Source organism: Sorangiineae bacterium MSr11367 (assembly GCA_037157805.1).
GTDB lineage: Bacteria > Myxococcota_A > Polyangia > Polyangiales > Polyangiaceae > Pendulispora > Pendulispora rubella.
This window is the reverse complement of record CP089983.1, coordinates 8,548,697-8,569,407: the sequence shown is the minus strand read 5'-3', so window position 1 is coordinate 8,569,407 and position 20,711 is coordinate 8,548,697. Positions and strand designations below refer to the sequence as shown.

Annotated in this window: 4 protein-coding genes; all 4 read right to left on the bottom strand. The window is 68.7% G+C overall.

Annotation, left to right across the window (positions count from 1 at the left end):
• Positions 1-26 precede the first annotated feature (26 nt).
• Genes LVJ94_33040 through LVJ94_33025 form a run of 4 tightly spaced genes read right to left on the bottom strand, consistent with a single transcriptional unit; the run spans position 27 to position 20,678 of the window.
• Positions 27-1,487, bottom strand: coding sequence for a polyketide synthase docking domain-containing protein (locus LVJ94_33040; GenBank protein ID WXB01729.1), 1,461 nt, complete (start codon positions 1,485-1,487; stop codon positions 27-29).
• Positions 1,484-6,748: a type I polyketide synthase gene (locus LVJ94_33035; protein ID WXB01728.1), complete on the bottom strand. Its 5,265-nt coding sequence runs from the start codon at positions 6,746-6,748 to the stop codon at positions 1,484-1,486. Before LVJ94_33035 ends, LVJ94_33040 begins: the two co-directional genes overlap by 4 nt.
• On the bottom strand, positions 6,745-19,392 hold the full coding sequence (locus LVJ94_33030; protein WXB01727.1) for an SDR family NAD(P)-dependent oxidoreductase: 12,648 nt from the start codon (positions 19,390-19,392) through the stop codon (positions 6,745-6,747). The genes LVJ94_33035 and LVJ94_33030 overlap by 4 nt, the downstream gene beginning before the upstream one ends.
• Positions 19,389-20,678: a LeuA family protein gene (locus LVJ94_33025; protein ID WXB01726.1), complete on the bottom strand. Its 1,290-nt coding sequence runs from the start codon at positions 20,676-20,678 to the stop codon at positions 19,389-19,391. Before LVJ94_33025 ends, LVJ94_33030 begins: the two co-directional genes overlap by 4 nt.
• Positions 20,679-20,711 lie beyond the last annotated feature (33 nt).

The window sequence follows — 20,711 nt, the reverse complement described above, 5'->3', positions numbered from 1 at the left end:
CGTTACGGCCCCTTCCGGGAACGCCGTTACGGCACCCTCCCCCCCCGCCGGAGGTCCGCCGCTTGCGGCGGCCGACTTTCAACGCAGGGGCTGGGGAGGGGCGGCGCTTCTTCCAACACGACATGCGCATTGGTCCCGGAAACCCCAAACGACGACACCGCCGCCCGCCGCATCTGCCCATAGGCTTCCCAAACCACCGGCTCGCTCAACAACCGCACGGTCCCCGGCGACCAATCGATGTGCGGCGACGGCCGCTCGGCGTACAGCGTCTTCGGCAAAAGCCCATGCTGGAGCGCCAAAACCATCTTCATCACGCTGGCCACCCCGGCGGCCGCCTGCGTGTGCCCCAAATTGGACTTCAGGCTCCCCAGCCAAAGCGGCTTCTCCTTCGAGTGTGCCGCGCCATACGTCGCAAAAAGCGCCTGCGCCTCGATGGGATCGCCCAGCGCGGTCCCCGTCCCATGCGCCTCGACGGCATCCACGTCGGCTGCGGAAAGCCGCGCGCTCTCGAGCGCCTGGCGAATGACCCGTTCCTGCGCGGGCCCATTGGGGGCGGTGAGCCCTTGGCTCTTTCCATCCTGATTGACCGCGGAGCCCCGCACGACGGCGAGCACGGGATGCCCGTGCCGCTGCGCATCGGAGAGCCGCTCCAGGAGCAGCATGCCCACACCCTCGGACCAGCCTGCCCCATTGGCGTCGGCGGAAAACGCTTTGCAACGTCCATCGGGGGCGAGCCCGCGCTGGCGGCTGAATGCGAGGAAGATCCCCGGGGTGGCCATCACGGTGACGCCCCCCGCGAGCGCCAGCGAACATTCTCCCTGGCGCAGCGCATGGCAGGCGAGGTGCAGTGAAAGCAACGACGAACTGCAAGCCGTGTCGATGCTCACCGCCGGTCCCTCCAGCCCCAGCGTGTATGCGATGCGCCCCGAGGCCACACTGGGCGCGCTGCCCGTGCCGATGTAGCCCTCGATGTCGCCCGGCGTCTGCTGCAAGCGCGTGCCGTAGTCGTCGTACATGATGCCGACGAACACCCCCGTGCGAGAGCCTTGAAGCGACGCCGGCGCGATCCCTGCGCGCTCGAGGGTCTCCCACGCCGTTTCCAGCAAGAGCCGCTGCTGCGGATCGACGGCCAGCGTCTCCCGCCGACTGATCCCGAAGAACGCCGGATCGAAATGATCCGCGTCGTAGAGAAACCCGCCCTCCCGCGCGTAGCACTTGCCGGCGGCGTCGGGATCCGGATCGTACAGCTCGTCGACACTCCAGCCGCGAGCCTCGGGAAACCCCGAAATGACGTCCCGGCCTTCGAGCAAGAGTTGCCATAGATCGTCCGGCGTGCGCACGCCTCCGGGAAAGCGGCAGCTCATGGCCACGATCGCAATGGGCTCGTGCGCATCGCGTTCCACGGCCTCGAGCCGCTGGCGCGCATGCCGAAGCTCGCTCATCGCCTGCTTGAGGTACGCGCGGAGGTTGTCCTCGTTCGTCGTCATTGTCCCAATCCTGCGAATTCCTCGTCGAAGGACGCGAAAAGTTGTTCGTCGCTTGCAGCTTCGAGATCGCTATCCACAGCACCCCACCGCGAGAGCAGCGTGCGCAAACGCGTCACCACGGTGGCGCGCGCATTGTCATTTCCGATCATGGAGTCGAGCACGCGTTCGAGTCGATCGAGCTCCGCCACGAGAGGCGGCTCCGCGTCGGTCTCATTCGGCACGAGCTTTTCGAGAAACAGCTTCACCAACGCCGCGGGCGTGGGATGGTCGAAGAGCAGCGTGGCAGGAAGGCGCAACCCGACCGCCGCCCCGAGTCGATTCCGCAGTTCGACCGCCATGAGCGAATCGAGCCCCAGCTCCTGAAGGGGCTGATGGGGCCCCACGCCACTGGGCGAACGAAGCCCGAGCACGGCGCCAATCTCGGCGCGCACCAGCTCCAGGAGCATGCGCTCCCGCGCCTCGGGTGCGAGCGGGAGCAAGCGCTGTTGGATGGACGCGGGCGCAGGTGCCTTGGTGGTGCGTGTGAGTGCGCGGAGGTCGAGGGATGCCGGGACGAGAGCGGCGTTGGGAAGGGCAAGGGCGGCGTCGAAGAGGGCGAGGGCTTCGTCTGTGGAGAGGGAGCGGACGCCATTGCGGGCCATGCGTCGAAGGTCGGCGTCGGAGAGGTGGGCGGTGAGGCCGCTCTTGTGGGCCCAGTGCCCCCAGTCGAGGGAGAGCGCGGGAAGGCCGCGTGCTTTGCGGTGATGGGCGAGGGCATCGAGGAAGGCATTGGCGGCGGCGTAGTTGGCTTGGCCCGGTCCACCGAGGACGCCGGAGAGGGAGGAGAAGAGGATGAAGGCGTCGAGGTGGAGGTGTTGGGTGAGCTCGTGCAGGTGAAAGGCGGCGTCGAGCTTGGAGCGCAAGACGGAGTGGAGGCGCTCGGGTGTGAGGGAAGCGAGCACTCCGTCGTCGATGGTCCCTGCGGCGTGAACGACGGCGCCGATGGGGTGTTCGGCGAGCAGGGATTGCAAGGCCGCGCGGTCGGAGGCATCGCAGGCGACGATGGAGACGGAGGCGCCGAGGACTTCGAGTTCGCGTTGAAGGTTGTCGGCGGCGGGTGCGGCGGGGCCTTGTCGGGAGGTGAGGAGGAGGTTGCGAACGCCGTGCTTGGAAACGAGATGGCGGGCGAGCAAGGCGCCGAGGGAGCCGGTTCCACCGGTGATGAGGACGGTGCCGCGGAGGCTTGGCGCGGGAAGGGCGGTGGAGGAGGCGCGGGCGAGGCGAGGGACGAGTCGCCGGCCGTTGCGGAAGGCGACGTGGGGCTCGGAGGGATCGAGCGCCGGCAGCTCGGAGGAGGGGTCGTCGTCGGAGTCGACGAGAAGGATGGCCCGGTCTGGGTTTTCGGCCTGGGCGGAGCGGAGGAGCCCCCAAATGGGGGCGTGGACGAGATCGAGCACATCCTCGTCGGAGGAGGTGGCGATGGCGCGGTGGGTGACCACCACGAGGGGGCGTGAGGCCGAGTCGGCGAGCCACGCTTGGACCTGCGCGAGCGCGTGTTCGGCGGCCCGGTGCGCGTCGGCGACGACATCGGTGGAGGGTCGGTGGGCGAGACGAACGATGACCGGCTCGCGGAGGGGCGCCTCGTTCGCGCGTGGGGCCTCGCTCCACGCGAGCTCGTAAAGATGGCGCGCGCTCGAGTCCGGAAGAAAGCGCTCGGCCGGGGCACGGCGAGCGGTAAATCCAGTGATGGTGGCAACGGGCGAGCCACCGGCGTCCCAGAGCGAGATATCGCCCACGACGGCATCGGGATCCGCCTGCACCTGGTCGCGCAGAAGGAAGTCGGCCCAGCTGGCCGAGGCTCGGTGCCCGTACCAAACGAGCCGCTCCACGGCGAAGGGCAGCAACGGAACATCGAGCTTCGCAAGCCCCGTCGCCCAAGCGATGCCCCCGAAGGCGTTGTCGACGAGGATGCACGGGAGAGGCGCATCGTCCGTGGGCACGCCTTCGGGCGCTTCCAAGTACCCGAACCCGCCGCCTTCCCGCACCGGCGTGATCCCTCGAAGCCACGGCCACCGCGGTCCCCAATCGACGGAGAGCCTTCGCAGCGACTCGAGCAACTCGTCCACGGCCCCCGAATCGTGGCGCGCATTCAAATCATAGGGCGCGACGCGCGCCGGTGGCGCATCACGAAGGTACCCGACCATGGCCGTGACATGCGTGGTCCACACGTCACCGCGCCGGCTGGAAATCGTCGCCGCGAACGCTTCCCCCGACGGAGTGAGCTGCACCTGCAGCGAGATGCTCTCGGACGCGCGCTCGAAAACGAGCGCCCGCGCAAACTGCACATCGCGCAGCTCGAGAGCAACATCAGGCCAATGCGATTCCGCGACGGCGAGCAAAATGGCCAGATAGAACGCGCCCGGTATGGCGATATGCCCATGGACAACGTGATCGGCCAGGTAAGGTTGGACGGCCGGCCCGACGTCGACGGTATGGAGGACGGAGCCGTCCGGAAGATCGATTCGTCGTCCCGCGAGTGGATAGCGGCCGGCCGGCGTATGCGATGTGGCTTTGGGGGCATCGAGCCAGTAGCGCTCCCGTTGGAAAGCGTAGGTGGGGAGAGGCACGCGGCGTGGTTGGAGGGGGGCGAAGAAGGTATTCCAATCGAGGGAGGTACCGCGCGCGTGCAGGGCTGCGAGCGCCGAGACGAGGGAGAGGACGTCATCGTGCTTGTTGCGCAGGGCAGGGAGGAAGGAGCCTTCTTCGGAGAGGGTCTCGCTGGCGAGAGCGGAAAGGACGCCGTTGGGCCCGAGCTCGAGGAAGGTGGAGACGCCGTCGGAGGCGAGGGAGCGGACGCCGTCGACGAAGCGCACCGCGTGTCGGACATGACGGACCCAGTATTCGGGGGAGCAGAGGTCGTGGTCGAGCGCGCGCTTGCCGGTGAGGTTGGAGACGATGGGGATGCGGGGAGGGTGAAAGGTCAGGCCTTGGGCGACGCGACGAAAGGCGTCGAGCATGCCGTCCATGAGGTGGGAGTGAAAGGCGTGGCTGGTGCGCAAGCGGGAGGTCTTGCGGCCGAGTGCGGAGAAGTGTTGGGCGATGGCGAGGACGTGGTCTTCGGGGCCGCTGATGACGGTGGAGGAAGGGGAATTGAGGGCGGCGATGGAATGGCCATGGCCCAGGGCGAGGAGTTCGTCCTCGGAGGCTTGAAGGGCGATCATGGTGCCGTCTTGAGGGAGGTCTTGCATGAGGCGAGCGCGTGCGGAGACGAGGGTGCAGGCGTCGTCGAGGGAGAGGACGCCTGCGACATGGGCGGCGGAGAGCTCACCGATGGAGTGTCCGAGCAAGACGTCGGGAACGAGTCCCCAGGATTCGAAGAGGCGAAAGAGTGCCACTTCGAGAGCGAAGAGGGAGGTTTGCGCGAAGAGGGTCTGATGGAGTCGCTCGTCATCGGAGAAGACGACGTCGCGGACCTGGGGGTCGAAGCGGCTGCAGACGGCGTCGAAGGCGTCGCGGAAGACGGGGAAGGCATCATGGAGGGCGCGGCCCATGCCGTGGCGTTGGCTGCCTTGGCCGGTAAAGAGGACGGCGAGCTTTCCGCTCCCCCACCCCGACCCTCCCCCGGGGGGGGAGGGAGCCGTAACGGCGTTCGCCAGTGCGTCGAGCAAGGCGTCGCGATCCGCCGCGACGAACGCCGCACGATGCTCGAAGTGGGAGCGGGTGGTGGCGAGCGAAAAGGCTACATCGACGGCGCGTAACTCCGGATGCTGCACCAAGTGCGCACGCAGCCGCTCGGCTTGGGCCCGCAACGCCGCTTCACTCTTCGCCGACAGGAGCACAGGGACGGCAAACGCCGCAACGGCACCCTCCCCCGGAGGGGGAGGGCCGGGGAGGGGGGGCGCCTCTTCCAACACGACATGCGCATTGGTCCCGGAAATCCCAAACGACGACACCGCCGCGCGCCGCGCCCCATCCCGCGCCGGCCAAGGCACCGCGTCGGTCAACAGCCGCAACGTCCCCGTCGACCAATCGATGTGCGGCGACGGCTGCTCCGCATGCAGCGTCCTCGGCAAGAGCCCATGCCGCAACGCGAGCACCATCTTGATGACACCCCCCACCCCCGCGGCACCTTGCATGTGCCCCAAATTGGACTTCAGGCTCCCCAGCCAAACCGGCTTCTCCTTGGAGTGCGCAGCCCCATACGTCGCCAAGAGCGCCTGCGCCTCGATGGGATCCCCCAGCGCCGTCCCTGTCCCGTGCGCCTCGACGGCATCCACGTCGGCCGCGGAAAGCCGCGCGCTCTCGAGCGCCTGCTGAATGACCCGCTTCTGCGCGGGCCCATTGGGGGCGGTGAGCCCTTGGCTCTTTCCATCCTGATTGACCGCGGAGCCCCGCACGACGGCGAGCACGGGATGCCCCTGTCGCTGCGCATCGGAGAGCCGCTCCAAGAGCAGCATGCCCACCCCTTCGGCCCACCCCGTCCCATGGGCGTCGGCCGAGAACGACTTGCACCGACCCTCGGGCGACAGCGCGCGCTGCCGGCTGAACTCGACGAACATCCCGGGCGTGGCCATCACGGTGACACCACCCGCGAGTGCGAGGGAGCACTCACCCTGACGCAACGCCTGGCACGCGAGATGGATCGACACCAACGACGAACTGCACGCCGTATCGATGCTGATCGCCGGCCCCTTGAGACCCAACGCGTACGCAATCCGCCCCGAGGCCACGCTCGGCGAGCTCCCTATCCCGACGTACCCTTCGAGATCGTCGGGCGAGCGCACCAGCCGTGCGCCGTAATCGCTATGGCAAATGCCCACGAAGACACCGGTCGGCGTGCGCTGCAGCGCGGCCGGGTCCAACCCCGCGCGCTCGAGCGTCTCCCAGGCCGTCTCGAGGAGCAGCCGCTGCTGCGGATCGATGGCCAACGTCTCGCGCGGGCTGATCCCGAAGAAGCCCGGATCGAAGCGGTCCGCATCGTAGAGAAACCCGCCTTCGCACGCGTAGGTCTTCCCTGCCGCATTGGGATCGGAATCGCAGAGCCCATCGAGATCCCAACCTCGGTTGTCGGGAAAGCCCGAGATGGCATCTCGGGCTTCGAGGAGCAGCGCCCAGAGGTCCTCGGGCGCCTGCACCCCACCCGGGAACCTGCACCCCATCGCCACGATGGCAATGGGCTCGCGCGCCTTCTCCTCCGCCTCCTTCATGCTCTGTCGGCGCTGGTGCAGCTCGACGATGGCCTGCTCGAGCCGTTGGCGAAGCTGGGCTTCCATGGGCGTCATGCGTTGGGTCCCTCGGCGAGGGCAAATTCCTGGTCGAACATCTTCAAGAGTTCCTCGTTGCTGGCCGATCGCAGCTGGTCGGCGAGCTGGCCGTCCGCGGGCGCGTCTTGCTGCACGGACCATGTTTGCAAAAGCGCTTGCATGCGCGTCATCAGCCCATCGCGCAGGCTCTCGTTCGCATGCAGCGCCAACAGCGTCCTCTCGATGCGATCGAGCTCCGACGCCGCGGCAGGCGCAGCCACCTCATCGCGCACGTCGAGCTTCTCGAGAAGGAGATTCGTCAGATCCCGCGGCGTGGGGTAATCGAAGAGCAACGTGGTGGGCAGTTGCAGCCCGGCCGCCGTCCCGAGTCGATTCCGCAGTTCGACCGCCATGAGCGAATCGAGCCCCAGCTCCTGGAAGGGACGCTGCCCATCGAGAGGCTCCGACGCGGGCAAACCGAGCACCGTGCCCACCTCGGTGCGAACCAACTCGAAGAGCGCTCGCTCCCGCTCGGTGGACGAGAGCGAGCGAAGTTGCTGATGCAGCGATGCGCGTGCGGGGACCTTGGTGGTGCGTGTGAGTGCGCGGAGGTCGAGGGATGCCGGGACGAGAGCGGCGTTGGGAAGGGCAAGGGCGGCGTCGAAGAGGGCGAGGGCTTCGTCTGTGGAGAGGGAGCGGACGCCATTGCGGGCCATGCGTCGAAGGTCGGCGTCGGAGAGGTGGGCGGTGAGGCCGCTCTTGTGGGCCCAGTGCCCCCAGTCGAGGGAGAGCGCGGGAAGGCCGCGTGCTTTGCGGTGATGGGCGAGGGCATCGAGGAAGGCATTGGCGGCGGCGTAGTTGGCTTGGCCCGGTCCGCCGAGGACGCCGGAGAGGGAGGAGAAGAGGATGAAGGCGTCGAGGTGGAGGTGTTGGGTGAGCTCGTGCAGGTGAAAGGCGGCGTCGAGCTTGGAGCGCAAGACGGAGTGGAGGCGCTCGGGTGTGAGGGAAGCGAGCAATCCGTCGTCGATGGTTCCTGCGGCGTGAACGACGGCGCCGATGGGGTGTTCGTCGAGCAGGGATTGCAAGGCCGCGCGGTCGGAGGCATCGCAGGCGACGATGGAGACGGAGGCGCCGAGGACTTCCAGTTCGCGTTGAAGGTCGTCGGCGGCGGGTGCGGCGGGGCCTTGTCGGGAGGTGAGGAGGAGGTTGCGAACGCCGTGCTTGGAAACGAGATGGCGAGCGAGCAAGGCACCGAGGGAGCCGGTTCCACCGGTGATGAGGACGGTGCCGCGGAGGCTTGGCGCGGGAAGGTCGGTGGAGGGGGCGCGGGCGAGGCGAGGGACGAACCGTCGGCCGTTGCGGAAGGCGACGTGGGGCTCGGAGGGATCGAGCGCCGGCAGCTCGGAGGAGGGCTCGTCGTCGGAGTCGACGAGAAGGATGGCCCGGTCCGGGTTTTCGGCTTGTGCGGAGCGGAGGAGTCCCCAGATGGGGGCGTGGACGAGATCGAGCACATCTTCGTCGGGGGATGTGGCGACGGCGCGGTGGGTGACCACCACGAGAGGGCGCGAGGCGGATTGCGGATCCGCGAGCCACGTTTGCAGCTGCGCGAGGGCATCCTCGGTGGCCCGGTGCGCGGCGGAGACGACGTCGGCGGTGTCGGGCGCCCGGACGTGCACCACGAAGGGATTGCGCAGCGGTGCATCGCCCGAGCGAGGGACCTCGCTCCACGCGAGCTCGTAAAGGTGGCGTGCCGTTTGGTCCGAGAGGAAGCGCTCGACGGGCGCGCGGCGGGCGGCAAACCCGGTGATGGTGGCGACGCGCGAACCGCCTGCATCCCACAAGGAGATGTCGCCCATGGCGCCGTCCCGCAGGAGAAAATCGGCCCAGCACGGCGTCACGCGGTGTCCGTGCCACACGAGCTTCTCGATGCCGAAGGCCACCCAGGGCGCTTCGCCCTCCGCCACACCGAGGGTCGGGATCCCCACGCCGAACGCGCTGTCGAGGAGACCTCCCGGAATGGGCGCATCGTCCGTCGGCACGCCGTCCGGCACACCCAAGTACCCGAGCGTCGTATCCGCCTGCACGTGGGTAAGCCGGCGAAGCCAGTGCCATTGCGGCCCCCAATCGACGGCGAGCCGGCGCATCGACTCGAGCAACGCCTCCACCGCGCCGTCGTCTTGACCAACGGTCAAATCGTACGGCGCCCCGCGCACCGGCGCATCGTCCTGCGCGGGAGCGATGGCGGCCGTGACATGGGTCGTCCAAACGTTGCCACGATGGGTGGACAGCGTGACCGCGAAGCCCTCCCCCGCCGGCGTGAGCTGGACATGAACCGCGACGACCTCCGTCGGGTGCTCGAAGATCAGTGGCCGAACGAACTGCACATTGCGCAACTCGAGCGCGCGATCGGGCCAGTGCGATTCGGCGACGGCGAGGAGAATCGCCGTATGGAACGCACCCGCAAGAACGATGTGCCCATGCACGGAGTGGTCCGCCAGGTAACGCTGCGCGCCGGGGCCGACATCGACGGTATGGAGGACGGAGCCATCGGGAAGATCGATCCTTCGCCCTGCGAGCGCGTAACGCCCGGCCGGTGTATGCGATGTGGCTTTGGGGGCATGGAGCCAGTAGCGCTCGCGCTGGAAGGCGTAGGTGGGGAGAGTCACGCGCCGTGGTTGAAAGGGGGTGAAGAAGGCATTCCAATCGAGCGCGACACCCCGCGCGTGGAGCGCTCCGAGCGCCGAGACGAGGGAGAAGACGTCGTCGTGCTTGTTGCGCAGCGAGGGGATGAACGTGCCCTCGTTGGAGAGAGCGGAGAGGACACCGTGGGGCCCGAGCTCGAGGAAGGTGGAGACGCCGTCGGCGGCGAGGGAGCGGACACCATCGACGAAGCGCACCGCGTGGCGGACATGACGGACCCAGTACTCGGGGGAGCAGAGCTCGTCGTCGAGTGCGCGGGTGCCCGTGAGGTTGGAGACGATGGGGATACGGGGAGGGTGAAAGGTCAGGCCTTGGGCGACGCGACGGAAAGCGTCGAGCATGCCGTCCATGAGGTGGGAGTGAAAGGCGTGGCTGGTGCGCAAGCGGGAGGTCTTGCGGCCGAGTGCGGAGAAGTGTTGAGCGATGGCGAGGACGTGGTCTTCGGGGCCGCTGACGACGGTGGAGGAAGGGGAATTGAGTGCGGCGATGGAGTCTGCGTGGCCGAGTGCGACGATTTCGTCCTCGGAGGCTTCGATGGCAAACATGGCGCCGTCTTGGGGGAGGTCCTGCATGAGGCGAGCGCGCGCAGAGACGAGGGTGCAGGCATCGTCGAGGGAGAGGACGCCTGCGACGTGGGCGGCGGTGAGCTCACCGATGGAGTGGCCGAGCAAGGCATCGGGAACGAGGCCCCAGGACTCGAAGAGGCGAAAGAGGGCGACCTCGAGGGCGAAGAGGGAGGTCTGTGCGAAGAGGGTCTGATGGAGTCGCTCGTCATCGGAGAAGACGACGTCGCGGACCTGGGGGTCGAAGCGGCTGCAGACGGCGTCGAAGGCGTCGCGGAAGACGGGGAAGGCATCATGGAGGGCGCGGCCCATGCCGTGGCGTTGGCTGCCTTGGCCGGTGAAGAGGACGGCGAGCTTTCCGCTCCCCCACCCCGACCCTCCCCCGGGGGGGGAGGGAGCCGTAACGGCGTTCGCCAGTGCATCGAGCAAGGCATCGCGGTCCGTCGCGACGAAGGTGGCACGATGCTCGAAGTGGGATCGCGTGGTGGCGAGCGAGAACGCCACATCGACGATCCCGAACTCAGGCTGCTGCACGAGATGCGCATGCAGCCGCTCAATTTGGGCCCGCAACGCCGCTTCACTCTTGGCCGAGAGGAGCACCACGACGGGAACCGCCGTAACGGCACCCTCCCCCCCCGGGGGAGGGCCGGGGAGGGGGGGCGCCTCTTCCAACACGACATGCGCATTGGTCCCGGAAATCCCAAACGACGACACCGCCGCGCGCCGCGCCCCATCCCGCGCCGGCCAAGGCACCGCCTCGGTCAACAGCCGCAGCGTCCCCGTCGACCAATCGACATGCTCCGAAGGCCGTTCGGCATGCAGCGTCTTCGGCAAGAGCCCATGCTGCAGCGCCAGCACCATCTTCATGATCCCGCCCACCCCCGCGGCGGCTTGCGTATGCCCCATATTGGACTTCAGGCTCCCGAGCCAAACGGGCCTCTCCTCGGAGTGCGCCGATCCATATGTCGCCAAGAGCGCCTGCGCCTCGATGGGATCCCCCAGCGCCGTCCCCGTCCCATGCGCCTCCACCGCGTCGATCACATCCGCAGTCACGCCCGCATTGGCGAGCGCCTGCCGAATCACCCTTTCCTGCGCCGGCCCATTCGGCGCCGTGAGCCCTTGGCTCCTCCCATCCTGGTTCACAGCCGATCCCCGCACGACCGCGAGCACGGGATGCCCATGGCGCTGCGCATCGGAGAGCCGCTCCAAAAGCAGCATACCCACGCCCTCGGACCAACCCGCCCCATCGGCGTCGGCCGAGAACGCCTTGCATCGCCCGTCGGGCGCCCCGGCGCTGTCGGTGTTCATCTCCAGGAACGTCGATGGCGTGGCCATCACAGTGACCCCACCGACCAACGCCAGCGAGCACTCGCCCTGGCGCAACGCACGGCTCGCAAGGTGCAGCGAGACCAGCGACGAGCTGCACGCCGTATCCACGCTGATGGCCGGTCCCTCGAGCCCCAGCGTGTACGCGATGCGTCCCGAGGCCACGCTCCCGAAGCTCCCCGTGCTGATGTACCCGCGCAGATCCTCGAGCCCCGCATGGACCCGCTGCGTGATGTACCCGTTCTCGAAGATCCCCACGAAGACACCGCACGACGTCCCTTGAAGCGTCAACGGGTCGAGGCCCGCGCGCTCGAACGCTTCCCATGCCGTCTCGAGCAGCAGCCGCTGCTGCGGATCGATGGCCAACGTCTCACGCCGGCTGATGCCGAAAAACGCCGGATCGAAGCGGTCCGCGTCGTGCAGGAACCCGCCCGCCTGCGCGAAGCTTTTGCCTGCATCGCGAAGCATGTCCAGCTCCCACCCTCGGTTCTCCGGAAAGCTCGAGATGGCGTCCTTGCCCTCGACGAGCAACTGCCACAACTCCTCGGGCGTGTGCACGCCGCCCGGAAAGCGGCAACTCATGGCCACGATGGCGATCGGATCCTCCGTGGAGCTCGACGCGACCACGGTGCGGTGCTCTCCAGGCTCCGTGCTCGGACCCACGAGCTGCGTCGTCAGAAATCGCACCACCGCCTGCGGCGTGGGATGATCGAACAGCAACGTTGCCGGCAGCCGCAATCCAACAGCCGCGCCCAGCCGGTTGCGCAGCTCCACGGCCATCAGCGAATCGAGCCCGTGCTCGCGCAGTGGACGATTCCCATCGAGCACGCCCGATGCCGGCAACCCGAGCACCGTGCCCACCTCCGTGCGAACGATCTCGAACAGCGCGCGTTCGCGCTCGGCCTCCGGCAACGAGGCCAGGCGCTGCTCGAGCGTGGCCGCCTGCGTATCCTGAGCGACCACCTTGCGGGTCACCACCGTTCGCACCAGACCGCGCAGCATCGGGGCCGGCGTTTCGCCGCGGAGCGCGGCGGCATCGAACGCCGCGGGAACCACCGCCGCATCGAGGCCCGAGACCGCCGCGTCGAAGAGGGCGAGTCCCTCGTCCGACGAGAGCGCACGCAGCCCGCCGCGCGCCATGCGGCGGAGATCCTGCTCGGTGAGGTGCGCCGTCAATCCCGTTCGCTCGGCCCAGTACCCCCAGTCGAGCGACACCGCGGGAAGGCCGCGCGCCCGGCGATGGTGCGCCAGGGCATCGAGGAACACGTTCGCCGCGGCGTAGTTGGCCTGCCCGGGCCCACCGAGCACGCCCGAGATGGACGCGAAGAGAACGAAGGCGTCCAAATCGAGCTCCCGCGTGAGCTCGTGCAAATGCACGGCGCCATCGATCTTGGTCCGCAGAACCGCGTGCAAGCGTTCCGGTGTGAGGTCGGTGATCAGCCCATCGTCGAGCGTCCCCGCCGCATGCACGACCGCGGCGAGCGGGCGGTCCGCGGGAATGGACCCCAGCAGCGCTTCGAGCGCCCCCCGGTTCGAGGCATCGCATGCCGCGAACGTCACGGAAGCACCCGCAGCTTCCAGCTCGTGCTGCAGCGCTTCGCGACCCGGGGCCTCCGGGCCGCGCCGTGAGAGCAGTAGAAGGTGCTTCACCCCATACTGAGTCACCAAATGACGTGCCAGCAGCGCACCCAAGGTTCCCGTCCCGCCGGTGACCAGCACCGTGCCATGGGCCGTTGCGCCGAGGGTTCGCGGCAACGTGAAGACGAGCTTGCCCACGTGGCGCGCTTGCGCGAGACCGCGAAAGGCTGGAACGGCGCGCTGCATGTCGAACGTCGTGATCGGCGGCGGACGAAGAATGCCGCGCTCGAACAGCGCCCGCAGCTCACCGAGCATCTGCTGGATGCGCTCGGCGCCGGCGTCGAACAGATCGAACGCGCGGTACATCGTACCCGGATGCGCGGATGCCACCTCCAGCGAATCGCGGATATCGCTCTTTCCCATTTCCAGGAAACGGCCGCCCGGCGCCACCAGGCGAAGCGACGCATCGACGAACTCGCGCGCCAGGCAATCGAGGACGACGTCGAACCCATGGCCTTGCGTCGTATCGCGGAAGTGCGGCTCGAAATCCAAGGTGCGCGACGAGGCGATGTGGGCCTCGTCCAAGCCGAAGGCTCGCAGCGCGTCCCACTTGCCCGGGCTCGCGGTGGCGAAAACCTCCGCGCCCAGGTGCCGCGCGATCTGCAGGGCCGCCGTGCCGACGCCCCCCGCCCCCGCGTGAACCAGCACGCGCTCGCCGGGGCGAAGGCGCCCGAGGTCGACCAGCGCGTAGTACGCCGTGAGAAACACGATGGGCGCGCTCGCGGCCTGCACGAAGGACCACCCGCGCGGCATCCGCACGAGCCGGAGATGGTCGCTCACGGCGACGGGCGCGAAGGCGGCGTCGAAGAGACCCATCACGCGATCGCCCGGTACGAAGTCGACCACGCCGGGGCCAACCTCGGTGACCACGCCGGCACCCTCGGAGCCGAGCCGCCGCCCCCAATCATCCGGGAGCATGCCCAGCGCGTCGAACACGTCGCGGAAATTGAGCCCTGCTGCGCGCAGTGCGACGCGAACCTGCCCATGTGCGAGCGGGGCCGCGGCGTCGGGGTACGGAACCAGCGCGAGGCTCTCGAGCGTGCCCTTCGCGGGAATGTCGAGGCGCCACGCCGCATCGGGCGGCGGAGCGAGCGCGTCGTCCCGTTGCACGCGCGCCAGCCGTGGAACGAGGCGGTGTCCTTCGCGAAGCGCGACCTGAGGTTCTCCATCGAGCACGCCGTGGAGCGCACGGCGCGAGGCCTCGCTGCCGTCGGTGTCGACCAGCACGAGGGTGCGCTCGGGGTGTTCGCTCTGCGCCGAGCGCACGAGCCCCCAAATCGGCGCATGCACGAGGTCGCGAACGTCGTCACCCGGCCGTGCGGCGATGGCGCGCTCCGTGAGCACCACCAGCGCCGTCGAGGCGAGGCGCTCCTCGGTGAGCCATGCGCGAAGCAGCGCGAGGGCCTCCTCGGTGGCCGCATGGGCATCGCGCACGACGTCGGCCGTTTCCGTCGGGCGGAAGGACACGAGGACGACCTCCGGCAACGAGGTTCCCTTCGCGAGCGCGTCCAGCAAGCTCGGGACATCGTGCTCGCCCCATGCCGGGAGGGGTGCCGACGAACCGGCCGCCTCGATCCAATCGACACGCAAAAGCGCATCCGCCCGCCGCACCCCTTTGCGCGCGGGCCGCAGCGAGAGCGACTCCACCGAGGCCACAGCCTCGCCGCCCGCATCCGCGATCTCCAACGAAGCCTGCTCGGCGGACCGCCGCACGAAGCGCACGCGCAGCGCCGAGGCGTTCACCGCCCGCAGCGAAACGCCCTGCCACGAGAACGGCATGACCGCGTCGAGCGCACCGTCGGCTCCCCGCGGCACCAGCGCATGCAGCGCCCCATCGAGCAGCGCAGGATGCAACCCGAAGAGCGAGGCCTCCTTGGCCTCCGGAAGCTCCGCCTCGGCGAAGAGCTCCTCGCCGCGCGTCCACACCGCGCGCAGGCCCTGGAAGCTCGGACCGTAGCCGAGCCCCACCTCGGCGAGCCGCTCGTACATCCCATCGATCGACTGCGCGACGGCGCCCGGGGGAGGCCACGCCCGCAGATCGAACGGCGCCTCCACGGCGCGCGGTGCGAGAAGCCCGCTCGCATGCCGCGTCCACGGCGCATCGTTGTCGGTGCGCGCATGCACCGAGAGCGCACGCCGGCCCGCTTCGTCCGGCGCGGCGAGCGAAATCTGCACCACGACCGCACCCCGGGTCGGCAGGGCGAGCGGCGCCTCCAAGGTGAGCTCCTCCACTTGCTCGAGACCGAGCCGATGCGCCGCCACCAGCGCAATCTCGAGAAAGGCGGTACCCGGCAGCACCGGCACGCCGAACACCCGATGCTCGGCGAGCCACGGATGGCTCTCCAGCGAGAGCCGCGCCGTGAAGAGGTACCCGTCGGAATCGGCCAGCGGCGTGGCCGCGCCCAAGAGCGGATGCTCCGCGGACGCCAGCCCCGCGGAGGCCACATCGGCATGGCGCGACGACGGGGCCTCCAGCCAATAGCGCGCGTGTTGGAAGGCATACGTCGGAAGATCGACCCGCCGCGGGGCGAACGGCGCGAAGAACGCGTTCCAGTCGACGCGAAGCCCGCGTGCATGCAGCTCCCCGAGGGAGAGCAGCAACCGCGCGAACTCGCCTTCGTTGCGGCGAAGCGAGCCTGCCGCGGCCGCGGTGGTGGCGTGCCCTCCATCCTCGAAGGTCTCGCGCAGAGCGAGGTTGAGCACGGGGTGGGGGCTCACCTCGAGGAAGAAGCGATGACCGTCGGCAAGCAGGCTTCGCGTGGTCTCCACGAAGCGAACGCCCTGACGGATGTTGTGGAACCAATACGCCGCGTCCATCTCGGCCCCATCGAGCCTCGAGCCGGTGACCGTCGAATAGAGAGGCACCGCCGGGGCGCGCGGGGTCAGCCCGGCGAGTTGCTCCCGAAGCTCGTCGGCAATGGCATCGATATGCGCGCAGTGCGACGCGTAGTCCACGCGCACCTTGCGTGCGAAGCGCTGTGCGGCGCTCAACTCGGCGACCAACGCGTCGACGGCATCGGGATCGCCCGACACCAACGCGGAGCGCGGGCTGTTGCGTGCGGCGAGGGCCAGCCGATCGCCGTACGGTTGCAAACGCGCCTCCAGCTCCGCGGCATCGAGCTCCACGGAGGCCATGGCGCCGCGGCCCGCGAGCCGGGTAAGCGTGCGGGCCCGCAGCGCCACGACCTTGGCGGCGTCCTCCAGCGAGAGAGCACCCGCCACGCACGCGGCCGCGATCTCGCCCTGGCTATGGCCCACGACCGCGTCGGGCACGATGCCGAGCGACTGCCACACGGCGGCGAGGGACACCATCACGGCAAAGAGAACCGGCTGCACGACATCGACCCGGTCCAGCGAGGGGGCGCCCTCTTCCCCGCGCAGGACCGCGAGGAGCGACCACGACACGTGCGGGGCGAGCGCACGCGCACACGCCTCGATGCGCGCGCGGAACACGGGCGATGAATCGAGCAGCGAGACGGCCATGTTCGCCCACTGCGAGCCTTGCCCGGGAAAGACGAAGACGAGCTTTCCCGGTCCGGCGGCCAGCCCGAGGGCCGTGCCGGGGGCGCTCCCTTCTCGGGCCAGGCTCTCCAGTGCGTCGCCCACTGTCGTGCGATCGCCGGCCACGATGGCTGCGCGGTGCGCAAAGTGCGTGCGGCGCGTGGCCAGCGAAAAGGCGATATCGGCGAGGGCGACCTCGGGGTGCTGCTCCAGGTGCGCACGCAACCGCGCGGCCTGCGCGCGGAGCGCTTCGTCGCTCTTGGCCGACAGCAGCACGGGCAGCGCGTCCGGCTTCGGTCCGGGCCCGATGCCACGGACGAAGAGGGCACCCATCGTCTCCAGCATCGTGCTGCGCTCGTCCTGTTGCGCGTGAAGCGTGGCGAGCACGGTGACCGATTCCAGGGTCGACTCGATGGCGCGCGCCACCAGCGGGTGCGGCCCGACCTCGACGAAGGTGTCGAACCCGAGCTCCCCGAGGCGCACCACCGCCGGTGCGAACTGCACCGGCTCGACGAAGTTACGCACCCAATGCAGGGGACCGCAATCGTCCGCCTCGAGCCACGACGCCGCGAGCGTCGACATGAACGGAATGGACGCACGCCCGGGGCGAATGCCCTGCAGGGCCTCCAGGAATTCATCGCGCAGCCCGTGCACGAACGGTGAGTGCGGCGCCACGTCCATGTCGACGCGCCGGTGGAACACGCCGCGCTGCGCGAGATCGGCGAGGAGCGCGTCGAGCGCCGCAGGTTCTCCCGCGACGACCGTGGACGCCGTCGAATTGCGGATCGCCGGGAAAATGCGCGCTTGGCCTGCACGATGCGCACGGAGAAGCTCGCCCGTCTCGTCCCAGGACAGGCCGACGAGCGCCATCGCGCCCTGCCCGTGCGTACGCCGCACGAGCCGTCCCTCGTGGCAGGCGACGAGCATGGCATCCTCGAGCCCGAGCACTCCCGCCGCGTGGGCCGCCGCGATCTCGCCGAAGCTGTAGCCCACGACCGCGGCCGGGCGAATGCCCCACGATCGCCACAGCGCCACGAGCGCGATCTCCAGCGACACCAATGTCGGGAGCACCACGCTGACGTCGTCCAAGCGCGAGGCACTCGCCGGCGCGCGAAGCTCGTCGAGCAAGGACCAATCGAGGTGGCGTCGCACCAAGGCATCGCAGCGCGCGATGGTCTCGCGAAACACCGGTTCGGACGCGAGCAGCTCCTGCCCCATGCCCGGCCGCTGCTTGCCCTGGCCCGAGAAGACGAAGACGGGGCCCCGGGCGGCTCGCGCCTCGCCCGCGTGAAGGCCGGGTTTGCGCTCGTTGCGCAGGAACGCGTCCAACAGGTCGCGTCGCTCTTCCCGCGACCGTGCGACCACCGCCACCCGTTGCGGTCCGCGCTCGAACGTGAACAGCTCGGCCCGATCCTCCTGCGGCGACTGGAGAACGACGTGCGCATTGGTGCCGCCGAAGCCGAACGAGCTCACCCCGGCGGTGCGAGGGGTGGCTGCATCGGGCCATGCTTCGGTGGACTGCGGCACGCGCAGACGCCACTCCTCGAACGCGATGTTCGGGTTCGGGCTTTCGAAATGGAGACTCGACGGGATGAATCCCTGATGAATCGAAAGCGCAGCCTTGATGAAACCTGCGATTCCGGCGGCGCCCTCCAGGTGCCCGATGTTCGTCTTCACCGACCCGACGCGGAGCGGCGCGTCCGCGGCGCGATCCTGGCAGAGGACCGCGGACAGCGCCCGCGCCTCGATGGGATCGCCCAGAGGCGTCCCCGTCCCGTGCGCCTCCACGTAGTGCACCGCAGCCGGCGCGACCCCCGCACGCCGATAGGCATCGCGCAACACCGCCTCTTGGGCCTTCGGGTTGGGCGCCGTGAGCCCGTTGCTCGCGCCATCGTTGTTGGTCGCGCTCCCGCGGACGACGCAGTAAATGCGGTCCCCATCGGCCTGGGCGCGCGAGAGCGGCTTGAGCACGACCACGCCGGCACCTTCGCCGCGCACGTAGCCATCGGCCCGCGCATCGAAGGTGAAGCACCGGCCGTGCGGCGAAAGCGCGCCGAACTTGGCCACCTCGATGGTGCTCTCCGGGAGCAAATTCAGATTCACGGCGCCCGCCAGCGCCAACGTTGCCTCACCGCGGTGCAACGCTTCGCAGGCCAGGTGGACGGCCACCAGGCCCGACGAGCACGCGGTATCGATGGACAGACTCGGACCGTGCAGGCCGAGCACGTAGGACACGCGATTCGCCAAAATGCTGCGGTGCAAGCCCGACGACGTATGCACCTGACGCCCGTGCTCGCCCGCCCGCCGAACCACCGTCTCGTAGTCCGCCCAGATGGCCCCCGTGAACACGCCCGTCGACGTTCCCTCGAGCTCCCCGGGCGAGATCCCCGCGTCTTCGAGCGCGGCCCACGACATTTCCAGCATCAGCCGCTGCTGCGGGTCCATGACCGCGGCCTCCCGCGGTGAAACCCCGAAAAACGCCGCGTCGAATCCCTCCACGTCCTCGAGAAACGCGCCCTTGCGCAACGCGGGCTCGTCCCCTGGGGCGCTTCCGAGCCATCGCGTGGCCGGCACCTCGCCCACGGCATCCACGCCATCGCGCAGGAGCTGCCAGAAGCCTTGTAGATCGGGCGCGCCCGGAAAGCGGCACGCCATGCCCACCACGGCGATGGGCTCGTCCGTGCGCTCCGTCGGAGGCGCCACTTCCACCGTGGCGCGGGGCTCCCCCGCGAAATACGAGGCCAGAGCGTCCAGCGTGGGGTACTCCCAAAAGAGCACCGGCGTGCACGGGCGCGGCAATTCCGAGCTCTCCGCGAGCTGGGCCGCCAGCTTGACCGCACGAATGGAATCGAGTCCATAGCGGTGAAACGCGGTATGCAAATCCAGCTGGTCGCCCGGATACTGCAGCGCCCGGCCAAGTGCCTCTCGGAGGAGTCGAACGATACGCTCTTTCATCTTCCGTCCCGCCCCTCTTGCCAAGCCCTCGACGCGCGCAACGACCGTCTCGAGTGCCTTTCCGGGCGCCCCGCGATTGCGAGCAACTCCTCGTCGGTCAAAATGTGGTCCCGCGTTTTGGCGATCTTCAGAATCTCGGTTACCAGCTCTTCGGAAGGCGCAATGTCATGCTTGCGCAGCCAATGAAGTACGTTGGAGGCGCCGCTCATCGCGCCCACGCAGATCTCCTGCGACCGCCCGAAAACCCCCGCAGGAACGCCGCTGTAAATGCGGTCGGCCAACCACGAATCCCCTTTGCCCATCGCCTTGATGATCGCCGCGGCGTGGACGCCGGTGGCCGTGCGGAACGCATCGCGCCCCACGAGGGGGTAATTGATGGGAATGCTCCACCCCACCGCGCGCGCCACCGTTTCGACGTAGTCGATCATGGGGGTGAGATCGCGATCGAGCAAGCCGAGTAATTTCATATTCATGAGCAGAAGTTCCATGGGAACGTTGCCCACGCGTTCGCCGATGCCCAGCGCGGTGGCGTGCACGCGGTCGACGCCGCAATCGAGAGCCCGGACGCAGTTCTCGAGGGCCAGGCCGCGGTCGTTGTGGCCATGCCAATCGATGCCGATGTTGGGGACGCCCGTTTCCGCGATCACCTCTTTGGTGAATCGCACCAGTTGCTGCACACCGTCGGGCGTGGCATGGCCCACCGTATCGGAAAGACAAATGCGCGAGGCGCCGTGCTCGATGGCCTCGCGAAACAGGAGCCGCAACGTCTCCGGGCGCGAGCGCGTGGTGTCCTCGGTGACGTAGGCGACCTCGAGACCCGCGTCCACCGCCGCGTCGATGGCCTCGACACTGCGCCGCACGATGAGGTCGACGTCCCAGTCCTCCGCATATTGCCGAATCGGGCTCGAGCCGATGAAGGCGTAAACCTCGATGGGGATGCCCGCGCGCTGGGAGAGCTCGATCATGGGCATGATGTCGCCCACCATCGTGCGTCCCGCACACGCCACCTTGATCGGCAATCGCGCGCGTTCGACTTCCCGGCAGATGCGCAGGCAATCGTCGAATGCGCGCGGAGAGCTCGCCGGCAGACCGATGTCGGCAGCATGGATGCCGAGATCGTTCATGGCGTGCAAAATCTCGAGTTTTTCCTCGATGGCGGGAGCAATGACCGATGGATTCTGCAATCCATCGCGCAATGTCTCGTCGAAGAGGGAGACGGCTGCGGGGTCGAACCGCCGGCGCGGCTCGAGCTCGTTCCAATCGAAAATGAGGCGTGACTCGTCCATGGTCTCGCTCCTGCGCGTGGCGAATGACCCGAG

Bases quoted from the DNA above. Each gene is read 5' to 3' on its own strand.
- LVJ94_33040 (WXB01729.1), bottom strand. From the start codon at position 1,487: ATGACGACGAACGAGGACAACCTCCGCGCGTACCTCAAGCAGGCGATG.
- LVJ94_33030 (WXB01727.1), bottom strand. From the start codon at position 19,392: ATGAAAGAGCGTATCGTTCGACTCCTCCGAGAGGCACTTGGCCGGGCG.
- LVJ94_33025 (WXB01726.1), bottom strand. From the start codon at position 20,678: ATGGACGAGTCACGCCTCATTTTCGATTGGAACGAGCTCGAGCCGCGC.
- LVJ94_33035 (WXB01728.1), bottom strand. From the start codon at position 6,748: ATGACGCCCATGGAAGCCCAGCTTCGCCAACGGCTCGAGCAGGCCATC.